Genomic DNA, 22,271 nt, shown 5'->3' with positions numbered 1-22,271 from the left:
ACACTGCCAAGATGGAAGATTTTGAGCATAAGAATAATTTTTCAGATACAAAACGTACCATGACCGGCACCAAGGGTGTCAATGCGGATGTTTCGCGCGGGTGGCTATCTATACTGCTAACCAAACTGTCGGGTAGTTCGCAGCGATTTTCTTCCACCGCCATCCTGCGGTGGTTGTGGCTGTCATGGCGTGGCAACAGGTTGCAGGCTACGTTGAATGCGCTTATCGGCTTGGCATCGGTTTGTGTTTCTCTCGCTCAGGTTTGGGCCGTTCAGCATGCCATCGACGTGGCGTCCAACCATGTGGATGGTTCTATTTACTACGCCGTGGCCTTGATGGGCACATTGGTGTTGTGCGGTTTTGCACTCAATATAGCGGGCGTTTGGGTGCGCAATATATTGGGCATACGCGCACAAAACCGCATGCAGCAACGTATGCTCGACCGTATATTGCGCTCCGAGTGGCAGGGAAGAGAGAAAATGCACTCGGGCGATGTGCTCAATCGGCTGGAGATAGACGTTGGCACGGTGGTCAACTTTCTCACCGAGGTCATCCCAAACACGCTGTCGGTGCTTACGCTTTTTATCGGCGCCTTTTTTTATTTGTTCTCCATGGACGCTACTTTGGCACTTATCACAGTGGCTATCGTGCCCGTGTTCATAGTGTTGAGCAAGGTCTATGTAAGACGCATGCGCAAACTTACGCGCGCCGTTCGAAACTCAGACTCTGACGTACAGAGCGTGCTTCAAGAAACCGTACAGAATCGCATGCTCATCAAAACACTCGAGAGTGAGACCTCGATGGTGGACCGTCTGGAGTCCATGCAGAGCATTTTACGGCAACGTGTGGTTAAGCGCACGGCCTTTTCGGTTTTCAGCAACTTGGTGCTGAACTTCGGTTTTGCCCTTGGCTATCTTGTGGCTTTTCTTTGGGCGGCCATCCGGTTGTCTGAGAACACGTTGACATTTGGTGGCATGACGGCTTTCTTGCAATTGGTAAACCGCATTCAGAACCCTGCTCGCAACCTTACGAAGCTTGTTCCCGCTTTCGTGTCGGTGTTCACGGCGGCCGAGCGATTGATGGAGTTGGAAGAAAACCCATTGGACGAACAAGGTGCCCCCATTGCCTTGGAGCCACCTTGTGGCATTCGTTTTAGCGGCGTGAGCTATTGTTATGACGACAAGGATGGTGACGTGATACAAGACCTTAATTTCGATTTCCCACCCGGTTCGTGCACGGCGGTGCTTGGCGAGACGGGCGCTGGCAAGACCACTTTGGTGCGCGTGATACTCGCGCTCGTCAAGCCACAGAAAGGCAAAGTGGAGATATACAACGAGAAAAAGTGTCGCGAGTTGTCGCCGAGGATGCGTTGCAATTTTGTGTATGTGCCCCAAGGCAACACGCTGATGAGCGGAACCATCAGGGACAACCTGCGTCTTGGCAAGCTCAACGCTACCGACGAGGAGATGAAGTCGGCGCTCAGGGAGAGTTGTGCCGAGTTTGTGTTGGATTTGCCCGAGGGCTTGGAAACGGTGTGCTCCGAGTCGGGAGGCGGACTGTCTGAGGGGCAGGCGCAACGCATAGCCATAGCCCGTGCGTTGCTTCGTGGGCGTGGCGTGATGCTTTTCGACGAGGCAACGTCGGCCCTTGACCCAGAAACCGAGCGACAATTGTTGCGAAACGTATTGGCCAAACACGACAAAACGGTGATATTTATCACCCACAGGCCAGCCGTGGTGGACTATTGTGACCAAACATTAAAAATAAAAAAACAATAAAACGCACATTTAAGTTATGAAAAGGTTGTTATTGATGACCATGCTTTTGTTGACTGGTGTTGTTATGACGAACGCCCAAGGCAATGTTGAAGACCCTGATGTAAAGTATGCTGCCGACCTGCTTCGGCCAGGCACGGTGGCTCCCGATTTCACCATTCGCAATCCAGTCTCCGTTTCAAACATTTCGCTTGACAGTCTCCGCGGACATTACGTGGTGCTCGATTTTTGGGCTTCGTGGTGCCCTGATTGTCGCAAAGACATAGCCCGCGTGAAAGAAATACACGGCAAATACAATTCAAAGGGTGTGGCGTTTGTCAGCGTTTCTTTCGACACCGACCGCGAAGCGTGGGTCAATTGCATACGCAAGAATGATATGCGATGGCTGCATCACAGTGAGTTGAGAAAATGGAAGAAGGGCACCAAGATAGACCAAGACTACCATGTGAACTGGATTCCCACCTATTATATAATAGACCCGGACGGCAAGGTGCTGCTTGGTACGGTGGTGTTGGATAAAGTGGAAAACGAACTTCGCAAGTTGAGTGAGAATGGTTTGATAGACAAGCGAGAGATTGAAGATAATAAATGCTGGGCTACGCCTGACGCCCCGGAGTTTCCCGGTGGAGAAGTGGCGCGACAAAAATTTGTTTCCGACAATCTCAAATATCCCGATATAGCGATACAATATGGGGCGGAGGGAAAGGTAATCATGATGCTTGAGGTGGACGAAAACGGCAATTGTGGTAATTTTAAGGCCGTGGATTGCACTATCTCAAACTACAATCGCGCTAAATTTGATAAGCTGACCACCTTCAAACAAGAAGAGCTGAAGAAGGCTATATCGCTTGCTTTTGCCAAAGAAGCCTATAACGTGCTGAAAAAAATGCCTGTGTGGAAGCCGGGAATGTGGAATGGCAAACCGGTCAGGATAAAACTTCGCCAGACCTTTAGATATAATCTTAAATAGTTTGCGGGGCTGCAACCTTTTGCCGTTCCGGCTCGTCAAATACAGCGATGATACATTTAAAGGATATAAACAAGACCTATTTTGGCGCCCAGCCACTGCATGTGCTCAAGGGAATTGACCTTGACATCGAGGAGGGTGAGTTCGTTTCCATCATGGGAGCGTCCGGGTCGGGCAAGTCGACGTTGCTCAACATCCTCGGCATTCTCGACAACTATGATAGCGGCGAATATGTGTTGGCAGGCACGCTCATCAAGAATTTGAGCGAGAAGCGAAGTGCCGAGTACCGCAACAGGTTCATAGGCTTTATCTTCCAGAGTTTTAATCTCATAGGCTTCAAGACCGCCGTGGAGAACGTGGAGTTGCCGTTGCTCTACCAAGGCGTGTCGCGACGCAAGCGGCATCAGCTGGCCTTGGAGTACCTTGAGCGTTTGGAGCTTTTGCCTTGGGCCGACCATTATCCCAACGAGATGTCCGGAGGCCAGAAGCAGCGGGTGGCCATCGCTCGCGCGCTCATCACCAATCCTAAAGTCATCTTGGCCGATGAGCCTACCGGCGCGCTCGATTCCAAGACGAGTGTGGAGGTGATGAAACTCCTCAAGAGACTAAACAAGGACGAGAGAAAGACCATTGTCGTGGTGACACACGAGAGTGGTGTGGCCAACGAGACTAACAAAATAGTGCATATCAAGGATGGCATGATAGGCAAAATAGAAGAGAACCTTGAACACAACGCATCGCCATTCGGATTGAATGGACTGATGAAATAGCTGACTGGTATGCTTGACATTCTCGAAGAAATATGGGCAACGGCACGCCGCAACAGGCTGCGCACTGTGTTGACAGGCTTTGCCGTGGCATGGGGAATATTCATGATAATCTTCCTCTTGGGTGCCGGCAACGGGTTTATTAATGCTGTCGAGCACAATTCGTCTAACTTTTTGGCCAACTCTATGCAAGTGAGCGGTGGGCGAACGTCCAAGGCTTACGACGGCATGAACGAAGGAAGGGAAATCACGCTCAACGACAGGGACATGCAAACCACTAAGCACAAGTACGCCAATGTGGTCAGGGAGTTGGGTGCACGGGTCATGCAGAGCGACATTCAAGTGTCTTATGGCAATAACTATGTCAGTGGAACGATATGTGGTGTTTATCCCAACCTGATGCACATCAATAAGATAGAGATGTTGCACGGACGCTTTGTCAACGACATGGACAATGACCAGAGGCGCAAGGCGATGGTCATCAGCGAGAACCAAGCTAAGGAATTGGTGGATGGCGACATAGCCACCTTGGTGGGAAAGGAAGTCAAGGTGGACAACTTCGCGTTTCAAATCGTTGGCATTTACAAAAGCGACATGAGCCAGATGAACACCCTGTTTTACTGTCCTTTCAGCACAGTTCGTACCATATATAACCGTGGTGACAAAGTGGAAAACATCATTTTTTCTTTCGACGGACTGAACAGCGTGCAGGAAAACGAGGATTTTGAGAAGAGCTACACAACCGATTTGAACGCCAACCACAATGCGGCTCCCGATGACGATAACGCCATTTGGATTTGGAACAGGTTTACCCAAAATCTCCAAATGAACACAGGCATGTCCATTATCCGTACCGCTTTGTGGATCATTGGCATCTTCACGCTGCTATCGGGTATCGTCGGCGTGAGTAATATCATGCTTATTACCGTCAAGGAGCGCACCCGAGAGTTTGGCGTGCGCAAGGCCATCGGAGCCACGCCATGGTCCATCCTTCGGCTCATCATTGTCGAGAGCGTCATCATCACCACCTTTTTCGGATACATAGGCATGCTCCTTGGCATTGGGGCCAATGCCTATTTGGATGCCACCGCAGGGTCAAAGACGGTCGACTCGGGATTGTTTGAGATGACCATATTTCTAAATCCCACGGTGGGATTAGGTGTTTGTTTGGAGGCCACGTTGGTGATGATTGTGGCCGGAACCATCGCAGGGATGGTACCGGCGCGGCGCGCGGCGCACATCAAACCTATCGACGCGTTGAGAGCCGAATGAGCCAAGGCATGGCAATAATGATAGCAACAAAGTACGAACTATGAAGTTTGACATTGACACATATCGTGAAATATTGGATACGCTCACCCGAAACAAGACGCGTTCGTTCCTCACAGGGTTTGGTGTTTTCTGGGGAGTGTTCATGTTGGTGGTGCTCATTGGTGGTGGCGATGGGCTGGAAGAGTTGTTGGCTAAAAACTTCCAAGGGTTTGCCACAAACTCCGCTTTCACTTTCGCTCAGCCCACAACCAAGCCTTATGAGGGCTTCCGCAAGGGGCGTCAATGGGACATGACTTATAAGGATGTGGAGAGATTGCGCGCCAATGTGCCCGAGTTGGACATAGTGACCCCATTGGTGACAGAGTGGGGGAAAACCGTCGTCGCTGGCGACAAGAAGTTTGTGGCTAACGTCAAGGGTGTCTATCCGGAATATGCCAAAGTGGAGGAACCGACCATTTTATATGGCCGATACCTCAATGATATGGACATTGCGGGAGACCGTAAGGTGTGCGTGATAGGCAAGAAGGTTTACAAGTCGCTCTTTCCCAACGGTGGAGACCCATGTGGACAGCTGCTGCGTGTAGACTCTTTGTATTTCAACGTGGTGGGCGTGGATTACAGTCCGGGAAACATGAACATCAATGGCAACGCGCAAGAAAGTGTCACTATTCCGCTAACCATTTTGCAACGGCTCTATAATTTGGGCGATGTGGTACACCTCATTTGTGTCACGGGAAAACCTGGTGTGACCATGAGCAACTTGGCGCAACCGCTGCGCAATGTCATCGGGAGGGCGCATCGCGTTGACCCGACCGATGAAAAGGCCATCTCGGTCTTCAATACTGAGGTGATGTTTGGCATGGTGGACAGCCTGTTCGAGGGTGTCAACTTCCTGATTTGGCTGGTCGGTATAGGCACGTTGCTGGCCGGAGGCATCGGTGTCTCCAACATCATGATGGTTACGGTGCGCGAGCGTACCACCGAGATAGGCATCAGACGAGCCATCGGGGCCACGCCCAAGATGATACTGTCGCAAATTGTTTCGGAGAGCATCGCGCTCGCCACGGTGGCCGGCATGAGCGGCATACTCTTCGCTGTGTTCGTCTTGCAAATGCTCGAGGTGGCCAATACCAATGACGGCATCATGGCGGCCCATTTCCAAATAGGATTCTGGGCCGCGCTCGGAGCGTTGGCTTTCCTCATCGTGCTGGGCGTGGTGGCCGGTCTCGCGCCTGCCATCAGGGCCATGAGCATAAAGCCGGTGGATGCCATGAGAGATGAATAATTCACAATTAATAATTCTTAATTCACAATTATCGAGCCTCTGTATTCCACGCTTCACATTCATAACATGTAATTATAAAACATATAACTCATAATCGGTGATGAAAAAATACTTCAAATTTATCATTGCGGCGTTGGTGCTGCTTATTTTTATCGGAACATTCGTATTCCTCTGGAAAAAGAGCAGGCCGCAGCCGGTGGCCTACGAGGAGTTTGTGCCCACCATGAAAGACCTGCGCAAAACCGCGGTGGTGACTGGCAAGATTGAGCCTCGCAACGAGGTGAACGTCAAACCACAAATATCGGGTATCATCACCAATATATACAAAGAGGCAGGCGACATGGTGACAGCCGGAGAGGTGATAGCCAAGGTGAAGGTCATTCCCGACATGAACATGCTCAGCTCGGCGCAGGCGAGAGTGCGCTCGGCAAAGATTGTGCTGAGCCAAGCCAAGGTGGACTACGACCGGCAAAAAACGCTCTACGACAAAGGGTTGATAGCTGGCAACGACTATGACCAAGTGCGCAAGGCATACCTGCAAGCCAAGGAGGAGGTGCGGGCCGCCAACGATAACTTGCAGGTGGTGCGTGACGGCGTGTCGGCGCAAAACGCCAATACCAGCAGCACGCTCATTCGGTCCACCATCAGCGGCCTTATCCTCGACGTTCCTGTCAAGGTGGGAAACACCGTCATTCTGTCCAACACGTTCAACGATGGTACCACCATCGCGTCGGTGGCCAACATGGGCGACCTGATTTTTAGAGGTAACGTGGACGAGACCGAGGTGGGGCAGATTGTCGTGGGCATGCCTATGAAAATTACCGTTGGCGCTATGGAGGGCGACAAGCTCGCTGCCTCGCTGGAATATATCTCGCCCAAGGCCGTGGAAAACAATGGCGCCAACCAGTTCGAGATTAAGGCGGCGGTGCATGGGACGAGTGGCACGAAGATACGCTCGGGCTATAGCGCCAACGCGGAGATTGTGCTGAAGGAGGCGAGGGGCGTGCTTGCCGTGCCGGAGAGCGCCATCGAGTTTGAGGGCACTAACACTTATGTATATGTCGTTGGTGGCACGGCCGATAACAAGACGTATACCCGCCGCAAAGTGGTGACGGGGCTGAGCGATGGCATCAACATCCAAATAAAGAGTGGGCTGAGGAAAAACGAGAAGGTGCGCGGACCCAAGGTGGTGAAGACAGAGGATGAAAAATAAATTGAGAAAGGATTTCGAGGCCAAGCGTTCGCGGGTCGAGAAATCCTTTTTTTATGTTTACCCTAAGGTAAGTTTACTCTTTTGGTAACAGAATGAAAGATAGGAAATAATTTGACATAAACTTTCCCATATTTTGTACATGGGGACATTTTGAGTCGTTTCCGTTCTGAAACGGCAAAAACATTATCCTTATTTAATTGCCTATGTATCAGAAGGAAATGGAAAATTCGTCATTTTCCTGTTTTGATAAAAATGGGTTGGTTTTGCGATTGCTGCTTAATCGCGATGTGATTAATGCTTAATCGCGACGTGATTAGTGCCTAAACGCATTGCGATTAATGCCTAATCGCAGCATGATTAGTACTTAAACGTGGGCTACCTAAATATCTTTACAAAAATGTGCGGCGCACTTGTGTTTTTTCCTCCCTGTGTGGCGTGATGTCGAGGGCATAAAAAAGCGACTGGCATGGTAGCCAGTCGCCCAGTATACAGATAGAATGTTATCGTGAGGTACGTTTACAATCAGTTCACGATCACTTTCTTGCCGTTGTGGATATACACGCCTTTATGGGTGGGCTTGTTTGTTTTTACGCCCCCGATGGTGTACCAGCCATCAACGTTTTGCGAGCCATGCACCTTCTTGATGCCCGTGGGTGTGGTAACGATGCCTTTGGGCTTGGCGCCGGAGTAGTTGTCGTAGTAGCCGCCGTTAACAAATTCCAAGTTGGCGGTTTGCTTGCTTCCGTTGTCACAGTTGAAGATGATGCCGGCGTCGGGGTTGTTGGCAGGCTTGGTCTGCTTGTTCCAACTCCATTTGTAAACCTTGTTGCCAGCCTTGGTCGTTCCTACGTACCGGCAGGCCACGCCAGGCCATGCGCCACCGGTGTAGTTGGCTTTTTGGTCCCACTGCCAGCAGCTCACGGTGCCTGTCCAGAAGCTCGGGGCCTCGAAGAAGGCGCATCGCTCGTCTTTGTCGATGGTGCAGAACGTGGGCGGCGTGAATGCTTGCGGCTCCTCGTCGGCGATAGCCTGAACGGCCGAAATGTCCACGTTGTTGGCCACATAGTATTTATAGCCATCACCCTCCACGGCTATTTTGTAGCCGTTGGCGTCATAGCTGTCGGGTGTTCCCAAGGCCAATAGCACGTTGCCTTTCTCGCCTTGCACGTTCACGATATAGCCGTTGCCATGTCGCTCGGACTTGAGGATGGCGCTTTGGTTGGAAATGCCGGCAGCTTTGCGCGCCAAGATGAGCTTCTTGAGTTGGGTTTTGTACTGTTTCCAATGGGTGAGAAACACGCAGGGGGTGCCTGGCATGGCCATGATGTAGGCGTTGGCGGCTATGTAGTTGGCCGTGAGCCGGTTGTTGTCGCGGTCGGTGTCGTGGTTGTCTACGAAGGTCACGGCGTACCTGCTGTATGCGGGGGCCTTGGCTGGGCAGTCGCCGTCCAGACGGTTCCATTGGCCGCCACCGAGCGCGTCGTTGATGTAATATTTCAGTGCGAAGTCAAATGCCGCGCTCTGTATCTTTCCATCTACCTTGGTGCCGTCTAACCAGCTTTTCAGTTTGGCGGGATCTCCGTCCCAGTATTCGCCCACGGAGTAGGTGGGTTGGGCCGAAGCATTATACTCGCCAATGTATTTTGCGGCGAAACCCTTCACCATGTCGTAACGAAAACCGGTGTAGCCAAGTTCCTCTTTGAGAAATTGCAAGTATAGTTTCACGTTCTTTCGCACGTTGTCCGAGGTGTGGTCAAGGTCTCGGCATCCGGAAAAGTCGTCGCCGGTGTCCATCGCTCCCGACACGTCGTAGCCGTTTCGCTTGGTGTTTCCGCCATCATCGTTTTGGCAGATGTCGGCCAGCGACCAGTGCATGGTTTGCCCTTTCCATGTCTCCTCGGGAAAGTCGCACCAGTTATTGTTGCCTTTTCGGTGGTTGATGACCACGTCCTCAATGACGCCCGTGCCTTTGTCCTTGAAAGCCTTGATCATCGAGCGCAGTTGGTCCTCGGTGCCAAACGCGCTCTTGTGGTTGAACCACCATATAGGCGCGTAGCCCATCTGCATGGACGTCTCGTTGCAATAGCCCGACTGCGGCACCCATATCAGGTCGAAATATTGCGACAGCTCGTCGGCCTGGCTCTCGAGATTGGTCCACTGCGTGTCGCTGTAGCTGTCCCAATAAAACGCTTGCAACATCACGCCCTTGTAGTTGGCGGGCCAGCCCTGTGCGCCGGCGTTGGCGCAAAGCGATAGCAATAGGACAAGAATGGAATAAAAATGTTTCATGATTTGTATTTGTTAGGTGGATTGAAATGATGCGTGTCTACAAGAAAGGCGCACCCCCGGAAGATGTGGGAGTACGCCTTGTTAGAAGTTTGTTTGTCTCCCGCGGCAGCTTATTTCTCTGTCACGGTAGCGGTTTTGGCTTCGGGGTCAAGTTCGATGAGATAGGTACCCGCACCAATCTTGATGTTTCCCCCACCTTGGGTAAGGCCCGTCAAGGCACCACCGAAGTTCTTTTCCCATGAGGCATCCCAACGGAACTTGTACTCACCATCTTTCATCTTTATGGTGATAGACCACTTCTTGGTTTTGGGGTTGTAGGTCATCAGTTGTCCCTTGTCCCATCCACCGGGGGTAGCGTCGCCGATAATCTCCCATCCTGTCTTGGCAATGGAGGCAAGCATCTTCTTGGTGTTAGCTGTGATGCGATACCAGCCACCTTCGGTGAGCTTGATGTTGGCGCCATCGCCAAGGGCAAACTCTGCCTTGGTCTTGGTGTCGTTCCATTTCACTTCGCCTACGCTTCCCAGCCATTTGCCGTCATCGTAGAGCTTGAACTCGGTGTTGGCAGGATAGTAATAGATGCCCGTGTATTGGAAGTCGCGGCTCTTTGAGTTGAGTCTGTAAGCAGTTTCTGCTTTAGGATCCCAACCCTGATAAGAGCCAGGCACTGAAAGTTCGGCACTCGACATCTCGATGTCGGTCTCTTCCATGGTGTAGGTGTACTTGCCAGCGGTGGTCAAATTGAGCTTCACGATGTATGCGTGTGTCTTAGCCACCTTGAGGTTGTTGCCTCCCTTGGATAGCACTTCGGGATTTGTTGGGTCGCTACCGTAGTTGATATCCCAACCCTCATTGGCACGGAACTTGAACTCTTTATCTGTCAACGGTGTGATTGCCGTCCACATACGAGTGTCTTTGTCGTACTCCATCTTGGTGTCTTTGGTCCATCCTCCAGATGTAGCTTCACCAATCATGCCCCATTCACAGGGCTGTCCGATGGTCACATTGCCTTCGGGTGTGAGCGTAATCTCCACAAATCCCTTGTGCTTTGCATCAACCTTCTGGTCTTTGGCAAGTACCTTGGTAATGTCTTTGCCATCCACGACAGCAAAAGTACATTCTTCGTCAAACTGTACCCAACCTTGGTAAGTGCCGTCGCCGTCGGGGTCGCCAAGGAGATAAGCCTTGGAATAATCCCACTCTGGATAACCCACAGCCACGTATGCATACTTCCAGTTGATGCTCACGGTGTTAGGGTCGTAAGGCGTGGCCTTGAAGTTGACAGTGTTCTGCGCGTCGTTGGTCATCGTCTTGAATGCCGAAGACTTGAGCGACACGGTGAAATCGTATGTGTGGCCGGGGTAGGCGCCAACCTTGGCCAACAGCGAGTTCATGCCGTCGTTGGTGAATGTGAGCTTTGTGTCTTCTGTTACGCCAGCCACGACGCTCTTCTTGTTCTCGTTGTTGGTAATGGTGACAGTATATTCCACCACTGCCCCTTTGCCGTAATTGGCCTTTTCCCAGCTTATCTTGGGAAAAGCCTCGGCACTGTTTGCTTGCGTGAAGGTGATGTCGGCTGGGTTGACAGCGTTGAGCTTCGCGGCTTGTTGCAGCTTGAGTACTGGCGTGGTGATATCGTCAGAGCACGATGTCATAGCCAAGAAACCAGCTGCGAGGAATAATATATTTTTTAATTTCATGATCTTTAGTTTTAATCAGTTTATCCATTAATAACCATCGTTCTGTTTCAAGTTGAGGTTGGAGCCAATGTCGTCTGAAGGCAATGGGAATACCTTATACTTGTCATTCACACCTTTTCCTTCGGCCACGCCGCCCTTCCAAGGCCATACATAGTCGTTGGTAGTGTATTTATCAAACCGCACAAGATCTGTGCGACGTTGTGCCTCAAAGAAGAGTTCGCGTCCGCGCTCGTCAAGCAAGAACTTCAACGTGAAGTTGTTGTCATCTATTGGCGCCGCGGTCTTGTCCTTGTATGCGCGCTTGCGCAGCTGGTTCAGGTAGTTCATGGCCTCGTTCTTTGTGGCACCTGTGCCTCCACGGAGAACCGCCTCGGCCAAGTTCAGGTAGATTTCGCCCAATCGGAACAATGGGAAGTCAACGTAAGCCTCGTTGGATGCGGGCTTCTTGCCATCCTTTTTTATATTGTAGAATTTGGTCACGGGAATACCGTTGTCCTTGAAGTCGCCTTCCTTGACAATCTCCACGTTCTTTGTTCCATCCAAACGTAGCATGGCAAAGCGCGTGTCTTCCTCATGTTTTTTCTCGTTGGTGAATAGCTTGAGCAGAGACGATTTGGCGCGCACGCCTTGCCAAGCGCCTTTGGCGTTGGTCTCTTCTTGGAATTGAGCTGCTCCCCAGCATAGCAGAGCTGTCATGCCTCCCCATGTCATGGTCTCGGCACCCTCGTATCGGAGTGGGAAAATCATTTCCTTGGAATGGTCGTTGTCAGCCTTGAACATGTCAGCGTATTTGGGTTCCAACTCATAGCCAGCATTGATAATCTTCTTGCAATAAGTGATGCACTCTGTGTACTTCTTCTCTCCCACGTAGGTCTCGGCATTGAGATACAAACGTGACAGGGCAGCCCACGCGGCGGCCTTGTTGGCCTGTCCGTAATTGGGATTGTAACCCACGACTGGGGACAAGAGATCTTTCTCGCTTTCGAGTAATTCTTTCTCCACGTAATTGAAGAGGTCTTTCTTCATGATTTGCTTGGGGCCTTTGCTGCCTATCGGGCTGTTCTCGTCAAAGAACGGATAGTTGCGATACAAATCCAAAGCGTACATGTAAGTGAGCGCACGCAGGAATCGAGCCTCGGCCCTATACTCCTTAATAGTATTTTTCACCTCATTGCTACAACCGCGGCTACTGAGTTTGTCATCGGTGGTCTCACGAAGGAAAGCGTTGGCCAAGTTGATTTGGTAGGCCAATCGGTAATACGAACCCTTGATCCATGGACTTGACGAATCCCAAGAAAGATGGTTAAAGTCGGGGATTCCAGGGTCGTTCCATGCACAATGGGCCATGTCGGATGCCAGTTCCTGCATGTTCCATAGCACGCGTATAAAAGAAGCCTGCGAGCCTCCGTCTATACCCTTGACGTCTTGCTCGGCGTCTCCACCTTTGTTTCCACCGATTACCATGCCCGCATAAATTTTAGCGAGGCTCTGGGTATATTCCTTTATATTGGCCTTGAACACCACATTGGAAACCAATTCGTCCTTGTCCAAAGGCTGAGTGTCCAAGTCGTTTACGCACGATGTCGTTCCCATCAACGCTCCTGTGAAGAGCAAGAACAACGATTTTTTTATATGATATGTTTTCATTTTTTACTTGCTATTTAGAATTTGAAATTGAAACCAAACATAAACGAGATAGGTCTCGGATAGATCTTGTTGTCTATTCCTTCGCCGCTGATTTCAGGATCAATGCCACTATACTTGGTGATGACAAACGGGTTTTGCACGGTGAGATACAGGCGCGCGCTTTGTTTGTCGGTGAACAGCTTGTTGAAAGTGTAGCCGAGCGTGATGTTGTCCATGCGCACGAAGTCGGCTCTCTGCACGTAGTAGCTGCTACGGTACTGTCCCATATGGAAATTCTTGTTGGCAGCGGAGTTCAGGCGGTTCTTCAAGAAGCCTGACTGGTCGTACATCTGTGAGCCGTCCCATGCCTCACGGTTAGACTGTGTGTTGTTGTACACATAGTTGCCGATGCTCGAGCGAAGCGCGAACGACAAATCCCAGTTCTTGTAATTCATCTGCGATGTCAAGCCCATGTACACGTCTGGAGCCGATTTCTTGTAAGGAATAAGGTCGGCTTCGTCTATCTTGTTGTCGTTGTTCTGGTCCACGTAAGCCCCCTCGATAGGAGTTCCGTTCTCATCATACATCTGCTCAAACACGTAGAATGAGTTGTATGGCTTGCCAACAGAGTTGATTTGAATGTTGTAGCCTGTAGCGCCATCAATGCCACCGTGTATCACGCCCTTGTATTTGGGGTCGTCGTTGAATGTAAGTTTGGTGATGGTGTTCTTGTTGTACGACACGTTGTAACCCAGTGTCCACTGGAAATCCTTGGTTGTAACGGGGTGCGCTGTCAACGAAAGTTCCACGCCCTTGTTTTCCAACGTGCCCACATTGGTCAATATTTCGTTACTGAAGTTGGTGCCGGCAGGTGCCGTTACGGTGTTCAGCAAGTTGTTGGTCTTGCGGTAATAGAAATCCAACGTACCCGAAATCATGCCTTTCAAGAAGCCAAAATCGAGGCCGGCGTTATAGGTAGTGGTCTCTTCCCACTTCAAATTCTCGTCGTATGCCAATGGGGCGATGAGCTGTATGCGCTTGTCACCGAAGTAGTAATTGGCTCCGGGCTGTGAGTAAGCGTAGCGTGCCATATAAGGATAGTCACCGCTATTGAGGTTCTGCTGACCTGTCACACCGTATCCCAAACGCAGTTTCAAGTCGTTAAGCCATTGTGTGTCTTTCAAGAAAGACTCCTCGTTGATGCGCCAAGCCAAAGCCAGGGATGGGAAAACACCCCAGCGGTTGTTCTTGTTGAAACGCGAGGAACCGTCGTTACGCAGTGTGAACGTCAAGAGATAACGGTCTAACAAGGTGTAATTTACGCGTCCGAAGAAAGACACGAGATAGTTTTCCGTGACAAGGTCTTCCTCGCCTTTGTAGAACTCTTTGCCGTATTCCTTGGCCTTGGCCGCAGAATATGGGTACTTAGTCCATTCTGAGCGATAGAAGTGCTGCCATGAATAACCGGCCATTGCGTCGATGAAGTGAGCGCCGAAAGTGTTGGAATAGTCCATGTAGAATTCCATCAGCGTGTTGCGTTTGAGCTGCCAGAAGCTGCTATTCTCACCAAATCCTTTCTTGAAATTGCCCCAAGTCCACGACATGGGCGAGTTGTCCACGGTCACTACGTCACCCGTTCCTTTAGAAACGTCATATCCTAAGTTGAGGTTCGCGCGCAGTTCGGGCAAGAAATGGAACTTATAATCAAGTTGAACGTTACCGATGCTACGGTATACTTTTGACTTGTCACTTTTGTCCGTGAGTATGGAGACGGGATTAGCCAACGCAATATCAATGGGCTTTCCGTCCTTCTTGAGATACATGAAATAGCCGTTGCCATACTTTGAATCTTTCATATAGATGGGCTGTGTGGGATCATACTGTGTCGCCATGCCCAAAGAGCCAAGATCTGCAAAACGGTTTGTGTTGTAAATGCCTTTGAGATTCAGCTGCACGCTGAGGTGTTTGTCAAAGAGTTGCGGGCTCAAGTTGATCGCGCCCGTGAAACGCTCCATGTTTGATGTCTTCACGATACCGTTCTCATTGGTGTAGCCCAACGACACACGGTAAGGCAAATTGGCCACCGAGCCAGATACGTTGACGTTATGGTCGGTGCTCAACGATGTGCGCAACACTTCTTTCTGCCAGTTGGTATTGGCCTTGCCAAGCGCGTTTGCTTGCATGCTTCCCTTGCCAAACTTGGATACAACAAAGTTCTTGAAGTTGTCGGCCGACATTACATCCACCTCTTTGGCGTGGGTGCTCACCTTCACAGAACCACTGTAGCCTACCTGGATGCCACCGGCCTTGCCTTTCTTGGTGGTGATAAGAATCACGCCATTAGATGCGCGCGAACCATAGATAGCCGTTGCCGACGCATCTTTCAAGATGGTCATGGTGGCGATATCGTCAGGGTGAACGGTGCTCAGAGGGTTGGCCATACCGTTGATGTCGCCATCGTCCACGGGCACTCCGTCAATCACCACCAATGGGTTGTTAGACGCCGACATGGACGAGCCGCCACGAATACGTATTGTAGCCCCAGCGCCCGGTGCTCCACCGTCTGTTATAACGCTCACGCCGGCAGCCTTTCCTACCAGCATGTCGCTTGCGGAGGTTACGGCACCCTTAACCATTTTCTCTGCGTTCAATGCGGTGACACTACCTGTCAGGTCGTTCTTTTTCACTCTACCATAACCTATCACCACCACTTCGTTGAGAGATTCACTCTTTGCTTCTTTCAGTGTGAAGACCATTTTGGCGGCTGCAGGAGCTTCCGCTACCTCATAGCCAATAAAGTTTACAGAGATTGTAGTGCCGAGATCGGCGTTGAGTGTGAAGTTACCGTCAATATCGGTCACTGTTCCACCCGTTTGCCCTGCAATTCTAACGGTGGCGCCAATGATCGGTTCGCCGGTCTCATCTTTTACATGACCTTTCACAACGATTTGCTGCGCAAAGGCACTTGCTGAAAGAACCAACACACACAAAAGTGTTAGTATTCTCAGCGGAAATGTGAATTTTTCCTGCTTCATCATTTTGGTTTTTAAGTTTATATTAAGTTGTTGTCTCGTCTAAAGGTAGTCACCCCATCCGCGAATTGTTGTTTAGGTTGCTGATTTTGGGATGATTGTTTCTCTGTTAGCATCGATTGATATTGCAAAAATAGCCCTTATTTGGATAGCTTGATATTTTTTAACAGCAAATTTGAGGTTATTGGCGTGCAATCGTTTGCATTGATTAAAGTAAAAATTGTAATTTTGCAAGTGGCTAATTATATGTTAATTGCGTATTTTTGCAACATCTACCTCACAACCGTACTATCATAGTTGCGATATAAGAACCATAGCATGGCAGGTTGCCCTTATTTCAGACCTAAATTATGAAACCGTCAATTCCGATAACGATGAAAGACATTGCCAGCGCCCTTGGGGTGTCGGTGGCAACGGTGTCGCGTGCCTTGAAAGATAGCCCAAGCATCAGTCAGGAGCAGCGCGAGAAGATTCAGACCTACGCGCGGGAACATAATTATTACCCCAACGTGCTGGCTGAGAGTCTGCGTAATAGCAGGAAGAGGCCTATGAAGATCATAGGCGTGATACTTCCGCAGTTTCAACACTATTATTTTTCGTCTGTATTGAGTGGCATTGAGCGAGAGGCCACTTCCCGCGGATATATCATCATGATTGGCCAGAGTGCCGAGGAATATGATCTCGAGGTGCAACTCTGTCGTCGGTTCTATGAGCATAAAGTGTGTGGTGTTATCGTTTCGCAAGCCAAGGACACCCAGCGATATGACCATTTCCAAAAACTCATTGATCATGGAGTGCCGCTTGTGTTTTATGATCGTATATGCACTGGGCTCGATTGCAACCGTGTTGTGGTGGATGACTACCAAGGAGCGTTCAACGCTGTTACCCATCTCATCGAGACTGGTTGCCGGCGCGTCGCCTTTTACAGTTCGCCGATGAACATGCAGATATCCAAAAATAGATACAATGGTTACCGTGACGCGCTGTTGCGGCATGGCCTTCAGCCCGACGAGCGGTTTTTTCGCATCTGTGACAACCGTGCCGACGCCGAGGCCATCACCCCTGACGTACTATCCCAAAAAGACATTCCCGATGGCTTTTTCGCCGTGAACGACGACACGGCCATCGGCATTCTCTACACGGCCAAGCGCATGGGCTTCAAGGTGCCGGCCGAAATATCCATCTGTGGATTTACCAATGGCCAGCGCGCCGTGGCTTGCGACCCTATGCTTACCACTGTGGAGCAACGTGGGGTGCGAGTGGGCGAAGAGGCCGCCGATATTCTTATTAATAAGGTAGAGGGGCTGACACCAATAGACAAGATAGAAAAGCGGGTGGTAAGAACACGCTTGGTGGTGAGGGGGACAACGAGATAGTTCATATTTCGCAATATTCAATTCACAATTAGGAAATACCATTATTAGATTTTTCATTTCGCAATTTGGATTTAATTTTTCAATTATGAAAGATATATACGATAATGTTACCATCGTGAAAAGTATGAGCAATGCCCCTCGCAGTGTAAAGCTCGCTCGATATTTACGAGAAAGTTTTTGTGAGTATGATTTGTCAAGTCAGATTTTGAGGCGCGGCATAAGCATAGGAGCCAATGCTCGAGAGGCATTGCGAGGACAGAACCGCGCAGACTTTCATTCAAATACGAGCATTGATTTACGTGGGGCCGAGGAGTTGAACTGTTGGCTCGGGCCGTTGCGCCAAGTGGGATATATGCCAAGGCAAGATTACACAAGTATGAACAACGATAGCGCGGGGACACGCAAGTTGTTAACGCCTATCGTAAAATCAATATCAACAACAATCGATAAAAATATAAAAACAGAACCGCGATCTTGACCGGTTACCATAATTGCGTGTCGTAAATGACGCGTCGTAAATTATTACACAACCTAATTGTGCATTGTAAATTATGAATAGTGAATTAAAAAAGCCCAATTTGTCCTTTTGGGGTTTATGGAACCTTAGTTTTGGTTTCTTCGGCGTGCAGATAGCTTATGCCCTGCAAAGCGCGAACATCTCGAGAATTTTCGCCACGTTGGGGGCCGACCCCCACAGCCTTAGTTATTTTTGGATACTGCCCCCGTTGATGGGCATTGTCGTACAACCCATTGTCGGGTCGTGCTCTGACAAGACGTGGACGCGTTGGGGGCGGCGCATACCCTACCTGTTTCTTGGTGCCGCGCTGGCCGTCATCGTGATGTGTTTGCTGCCCAATGCCGGGTCGTTTGGCATGGCCGTGTCCACCGCCATGATGTTTGGATTGGTGGCTTTGATGTTTCTCGACACCTCCATCAACATGGCCATGCAACCCTTTAAGATGCTTGTGGGCGACATGGTCAACGAGAAACAGAAGGCAAAAGCCTATTCCATACAGAGCTTCTTGTGCAATGCGGGGTCGTTGGCGGGCTATGTCTTCCCGTTTTTGTTCGCCTTTTTAGGCATCGCCAACACCGCTCCCAAAGGCGTGGTGCCCGATTCGGTGATTTATAGCTTCTATGTTGGCGCTGCCATCCTCATCCTTTGCGTTGTCTATACCGTTGCCAAGGTGAAAGAATGGCCGCCAAAAGAGTACGAGCAATACAACGGAGCCACTGAGACCCCTGACGAGGACAAGGGCAGTGGTAACTGGATAAAACTGCTCAAGAACGCTCCCGCCACGTTCTGGAAAGTTGGGGCGGTACAATTTTTCTGTTGGTTTGCGTTCATGTATATGTGGACATACACCAATGGCACGGTGGCTGCCAACGTGTGGGGCACCACCGATGTCACCTCAGAGGGATATCAGACGGCCGGCAACTGGGTGGGCATACTGTTTGCCGTGCAAGCCATCGGTTCTGTGCTGTGGGCCCCCATCCTGCCCAAGTTCACCAATCGCAAGATGGCTTACGCCGTCAGCCTGCTCTTGGGCGCGGTCGGTTTTGTGTCGTGCGCCTTTGTCCACGATCAGTATCTGCTCTTTGTTCCGTTCTTGTTGATAGGCTTCGCATGGGCCGCCATGCTCGCCATGCCGTTCACCTTTGTCACCAACGCCCTGCAAGGCTACGGTCACATGGGTGCCTATCTGGGCCTATTCAACGGCACTATTTGTATACCACAGATAGTGGCTGCGGCCATAGGCGGCGTCATCTTAGCTTTGGTTGGCAGCGTGCAGAGCCACATGATGATAGTGGCAGGTGTGTCGTTGGTGCTCGGAGCCTCTGCCGTGACACTTATTAAAGATGACAATAGATAATCGGCGCGATGGCTGGCACTTCTCCACGTTGCGCCAAACACGACGTCAAAATGATGTTTTTATGACAACAAGACTTGGTATTCTGTCATTCCTTTGTGTTCTGTCGCTCTCGCTCCATGCACAAAAACCTTATCGTGGCGATGGCGCTGACGACTGGTTGCGGTTTGTGCCGGTGGCCTCTACCTATGCGCTCAAGGTCTCTGGCGTGCGGAGTGCCAGCTCGTGGAAACGATTGGCTGTCAACTCGGCCTTGGCTTATGCGTTGTCATCGGGTGTGACGTGGGGCCTGAAATGTGCTGTGCGCGAGCGGCGTCCAGACTGGACCGACCGTCGCTCGTTTCCATCGGGGCACACCTCCGCGGCTTTTGCCGGAGCCACTATCCTTGACAAGGAGTACCGCCACGTGTCTCCATGGATCAGCGTGGCGGGCTATGCGGTGGCTACGGGCGTGGCTGTAGACCGTGTGGCTCGCCATCGGCATCATTGGCACGATGTGGTCGCGGGAGCGTCGATAGGTGTTGGTGGCACGCTGCTGGGCTATTGGATAGGCGACAAGCTCACTGGCGAGGGCTGTCGTTATGGGGTAGGTGTCGGGGCCGAAGGCGTGGCGTTGGTCATCCACCTATGAGAGGATCTGACAGAAAATGTTTTTGAAAAAATCTGAATAACAGTTGGCCAAACCGTTCTATAAGCAATGAGGGTGGCCAATTGTTATTTTTTTGCGCTATTTTCAACAATTTTGTCACTTTGCTGATAGACAGTGCTTTGCGTAGTTTAGTTTCTTGATTAGAGAAAAAAGTCTTTGCCATCGTTTTGCCATTAGGCCTTAAACGGCTTCCGATTAATACCTAATCGCGTTCCCTTTCGGCCTTAAACGGGTGACGAATGAGACTTTCACGCACTGCCATAAAGGCCTAAAGGCATTATGCTCTCAATTTTTTTAGCTTCCTGACGGATGTTTTTGGCATGGTTTTTTCATTTTTACGCTTCCAAATGCACTTTTTGTTCCTGTTTATTTTTCAGAATTATCATGACAAAAAGCAAATGACAGCCCTTGCTGTTTACATGCCACATGGACTCCGTGTATATAGAAGAGATAGTCGTTGAGTGTTTTCTAAGCAAGATGTTTTTTATACGCAGACCTAAAAATAAGGCTGGACACCGCGTTTGGTGTCCAGCCCTCGTGTTTTCATTTTTTTAGGTTAACAAATGATTATAACCATCGGTAAACAAATGTGTTTAACCGATATACAATATTATTTTTAAATTGATGTATCGAGATGGTCGTAAGTGCGTGGTGCGTGTAGACACATGGGCGCTTAACGTCTAACTCTTTTTGGATACATATTGTTTTTCCTGAGATTGTGTCTTCCGTATTTTCCCCAGCAACCTAACGAGGTAATCATGGTTTCGTTGTCATATTTCCATGCTACGTCTTCAAAAACTTCTCTGCCACCTTGGCGTGTTCCTTCATAGCGCATCACTGTCTTGGGGTTGTACACATAGGTAGCTGGTCCGGCTGGTCCTGGTACATTTGTCCATATATTGAAATATGGTACGCGGTAGTAAGTGAGGTTGAGATTTTCAAAACGATATATTCTTCCATAAGCGTCACGTCCAAAATTGTCCACGATGTCATTAGGTTTAGACAGGGAAATGTTGGTGCCGTTGTAAGTTAAGAAATATGCGTTGGAGAAATATCTGCTCGGTATATCGCGGCATACGGTCTTTTCAGGTTCGAATTGTTGCCTCAGATTATCATTATCTCCGAGAATGGCTATCTGGTAGATGTCGTTCTTGCAACCGTCAAATGTTCTGTTAGCTATTGTGCTGTTATATGATGTTATCAAGATAGACGCACCCGTTGGCAATATCTTCTTTTCACGGTCGTTATACAAGAACTTTGCGCCTGCGCTTTCCAAGCTGCCCAAATCGAGCACGCCAGATGCTTTCTCAGGTGAACCATACACCGAGCGCACGAGATAATAGCCGCTAAGGTCGATGGCGTGGTTGCTGATATTGCTAATTTGAAGAAGGTAGCGGTTTCCTGTATTTGGCAATGTGGTGTGAAATAATGATATGACAAGGCCGTTGGATAGGTCGGGGTCATTCGATGATGGCTTGTTAATAAAACCGAAAGAATAGGACATGTGATTTTCAAAGTTAACACATTTGCCATTGGTATCTTTAGTGTAACGCTTCGGTCCATGCCCGTTTTTCGCAACTTCCTCTACTGTCAGGGTAGTGGGTTTCTGTGATTTCTTGTCAAGAAGAGGCATGAACCATACCACCAACGGCTTGCTTTCTTGTCTTGCTTTTACCTCAAAGTTTTTTACGTCAAATTTGATATTTTCTGATGTAGAGGGGTCTGGAGACCATGCAGGCTTGTTATTGTTAGAGGAAAACAAGTCGAGCGTACCATTGGTGGATACCACGTCAGAGTTTACCAATAGATTGTCGGGAACCATATCGTGTGGTATATCCATATACGCAATGAACCAACTGCCAAGTGCTTTGAAGTTGAGTGTTATTTTTCCTGTGGGATTGACAAGGGTAAGCGGAGCGTAGAAAGGCAGGTTGAACTCCTCGGACGCGGCGTCAGCAGTGTTGGAAGTCTCTATTTTAAACTTGCCGGTAGATGTCATTTGGCTTGCCCATGCGCCGTTTTTCACGCCCGGCTGTTTACCCATGACGGCAGCGATATAGAGGTTGCCCTTTCTGCGGTTGAAAGAACCGGGGATGTTTACATCAAAGGATATTTTGTTGCCATCTTCCGCGAATACCATATTTTTGATGACCTGCGTTTTGTTGTCTTGCTTAAAAACCATGAACACAGGAATTTTTTCGCCTTTTTTCCAACGAAATTCCAAAAGTTTTTTCTTGTTACAATGCACCGTGGTTCTTGTTTCTGGTGTAGCATTGAACATGTTATCCACTTCGTTAATGTCAAAAGATCCGGTGCCCGAAATGATGTTTGAGGCCTCTACGGTGGTGTCTTCATTTGTGTCATACGCCTCGTCGGTTTCTGAGCAGCCTGCCAAGAAAACCAATGTGACAATGGCCATCAAAGCCAATACGTGTTTTTTCATTACTTT

Annotated in this window: 15 protein-coding genes; 10 read left to right on the top strand and 5 right to left on the bottom strand. The window is 49.7% G+C overall.

Translation table 11 applies throughout. The annotated features are described in order from the left end of the window. Positions 1 to 11 precede the first annotated feature (11 nt). The 6 genes from C7379_RS07315 to C7379_RS07290 all read left to right on the top strand — a co-directional run bounded on the left by C7379_RS07315 (position 12) and on the right by C7379_RS07290 (position 7,279). Complete coding sequence (locus tag C7379_RS07315) at positions 12 to 1,778, top strand: ABC transporter ATP-binding protein (RefSeq protein WP_243406746.1); 1,767 nt, start codon at positions 12 to 14, stop codon at positions 1,776 to 1,778. Positions 1,779 to 1,794: 16 nt separating this feature from the next. Further along, entirely contained in the window at positions 1,795 to 2,745 is a 951-nt protein-coding gene (locus tag C7379_RS07310; RefSeq protein ID WP_116616698.1) for a thioredoxin-like domain-containing protein, read from the top strand. A 47-nt stretch (positions 2,746 to 2,792) separates the two neighbouring features. Continuing rightward, complete coding sequence (locus C7379_RS07305) at positions 2,793 to 3,512, top strand: ABC transporter ATP-binding protein (RefSeq protein WP_116616697.1); 720 nt, start codon at positions 2,793 to 2,795, stop codon at positions 3,510 to 3,512. Positions 3,513 to 3,521: 9 nt separating this feature from the next. Beyond that, on the top strand, positions 3,522 to 4,781 hold the full coding sequence (locus tag C7379_RS07300) for an ABC transporter permease (RefSeq protein ID WP_116616696.1): 1,260 nt from the start codon (positions 3,522 to 3,524) through the stop codon (positions 4,779 to 4,781). A 40-nt stretch (positions 4,782 to 4,821) separates the two neighbouring features. Continuing rightward, positions 4,822 to 6,066 carry an ABC transporter permease gene (locus tag C7379_RS07295; protein ID WP_116616695.1) on the top strand — a complete coding sequence of 415 codons (1,245 nt, stop codon included), beginning with the start codon at positions 4,822 to 4,824 and terminating at the stop codon, positions 6,064 to 6,066. 100 nt (positions 6,067 to 6,166) lie between these two features. Beyond that, positions 6,167 to 7,279, top strand: coding sequence for an efflux RND transporter periplasmic adaptor subunit (locus C7379_RS07290; RefSeq protein ID WP_116616694.1), 1,113 nt, complete (start codon positions 6,167 to 6,169; stop codon positions 7,277 to 7,279). A gap of 522 nt (positions 7,280 to 7,801) precedes the next feature. Here the strand turns inward: C7379_RS07290 and C7379_RS07285 are convergent. The 4 genes from C7379_RS07285 to C7379_RS07270 form a co-directional block, all read right to left on the bottom strand. Next, positions 7,802 to 9,568: an alpha-amylase family glycosyl hydrolase gene (locus tag C7379_RS07285; RefSeq protein ID WP_116616693.1), complete on the bottom strand. Its 1,767-nt coding sequence runs from the start codon at positions 9,566 to 9,568 to the stop codon at positions 7,802 to 7,804. Between the two features lie 110 nt (positions 9,569 to 9,678). Beyond that, entirely contained in the window at positions 9,679 to 11,268 is a 1,590-nt protein-coding gene (locus tag C7379_RS07280; protein WP_116616692.1) for a SusE domain-containing protein, read from the bottom strand. Positions 11,269 to 11,295: 27 nt separating this feature from the next. Next, entirely contained in the window at positions 11,296 to 12,915 is a 1,620-nt protein-coding gene (locus tag C7379_RS07275) for a RagB/SusD family nutrient uptake outer membrane protein (protein WP_116616691.1), read from the bottom strand. Between the two features lie 14 nt (positions 12,916 to 12,929). After that, positions 12,930 to 15,929 (bottom strand): SusC/RagA family TonB-linked outer membrane protein, encoded by a 3,000-nt coding sequence (locus C7379_RS07270; RefSeq protein WP_116616724.1) that lies wholly within the window; start codon positions 15,927 to 15,929, stop codon positions 12,930 to 12,932. 347 nt (positions 15,930 to 16,276) lie between these two features. Between C7379_RS07270 and C7379_RS07265 the strand changes: the two genes are divergently transcribed. From C7379_RS07265 to C7379_RS07250, 4 genes are all read left to right on the top strand, one after another. Then, positions 16,277 to 17,302 (top strand): LacI family DNA-binding transcriptional regulator, encoded by a 1,026-nt coding sequence (locus C7379_RS07265; RefSeq protein ID WP_116616690.1) that lies wholly within the window; start codon positions 16,277 to 16,279, stop codon positions 17,300 to 17,302. 85 nt (positions 17,303 to 17,387) lie between these two features. Then, a complete protein-coding gene (locus C7379_RS07260; protein WP_116616689.1) occupies positions 17,388 to 17,780 on the top strand; it encodes a four helix bundle protein in 393 nt (130 codons plus the stop codon). A 73-nt stretch (positions 17,781 to 17,853) separates the two neighbouring features. After that, the gene (locus tag C7379_RS07255) at positions 17,854 to 19,176 is read left to right on the top strand and encodes an SLC45 family MFS transporter (protein WP_116616688.1); all 1,323 of its coding nucleotides are present in this window, start codon (positions 17,854 to 17,856) and stop codon (positions 19,174 to 19,176) included. A gap of 61 nt (positions 19,177 to 19,237) precedes the next feature. Further along, on the top strand, positions 19,238 to 19,804 hold the full coding sequence (locus C7379_RS07250; protein WP_116616723.1) for a phosphatase PAP2 family protein: 567 nt from the start codon (positions 19,238 to 19,240) through the stop codon (positions 19,802 to 19,804). A gap of 691 nt (positions 19,805 to 20,495) precedes the next feature. Here C7379_RS07250 and C7379_RS07240 read toward each other — a convergent pair. Then, entirely contained in the window at positions 20,496 to 22,265 is a 1,770-nt protein-coding gene (locus tag C7379_RS07240) for a hypothetical protein (protein WP_243406745.1), read from the bottom strand. Between the last annotated feature and the right edge of the window lie 6 nt (positions 22,266 to 22,271).

Origin of the sequence: Hallella colorans (assembly GCF_003096815.1) — a bacterium.
GTDB classification, from domain to species: domain Bacteria; phylum Bacteroidota; class Bacteroidia; order Bacteroidales; family Bacteroidaceae; genus Prevotella; species Prevotella colorans.
This window is presented reverse-complemented; position numbering and strand designations above follow the sequence as displayed.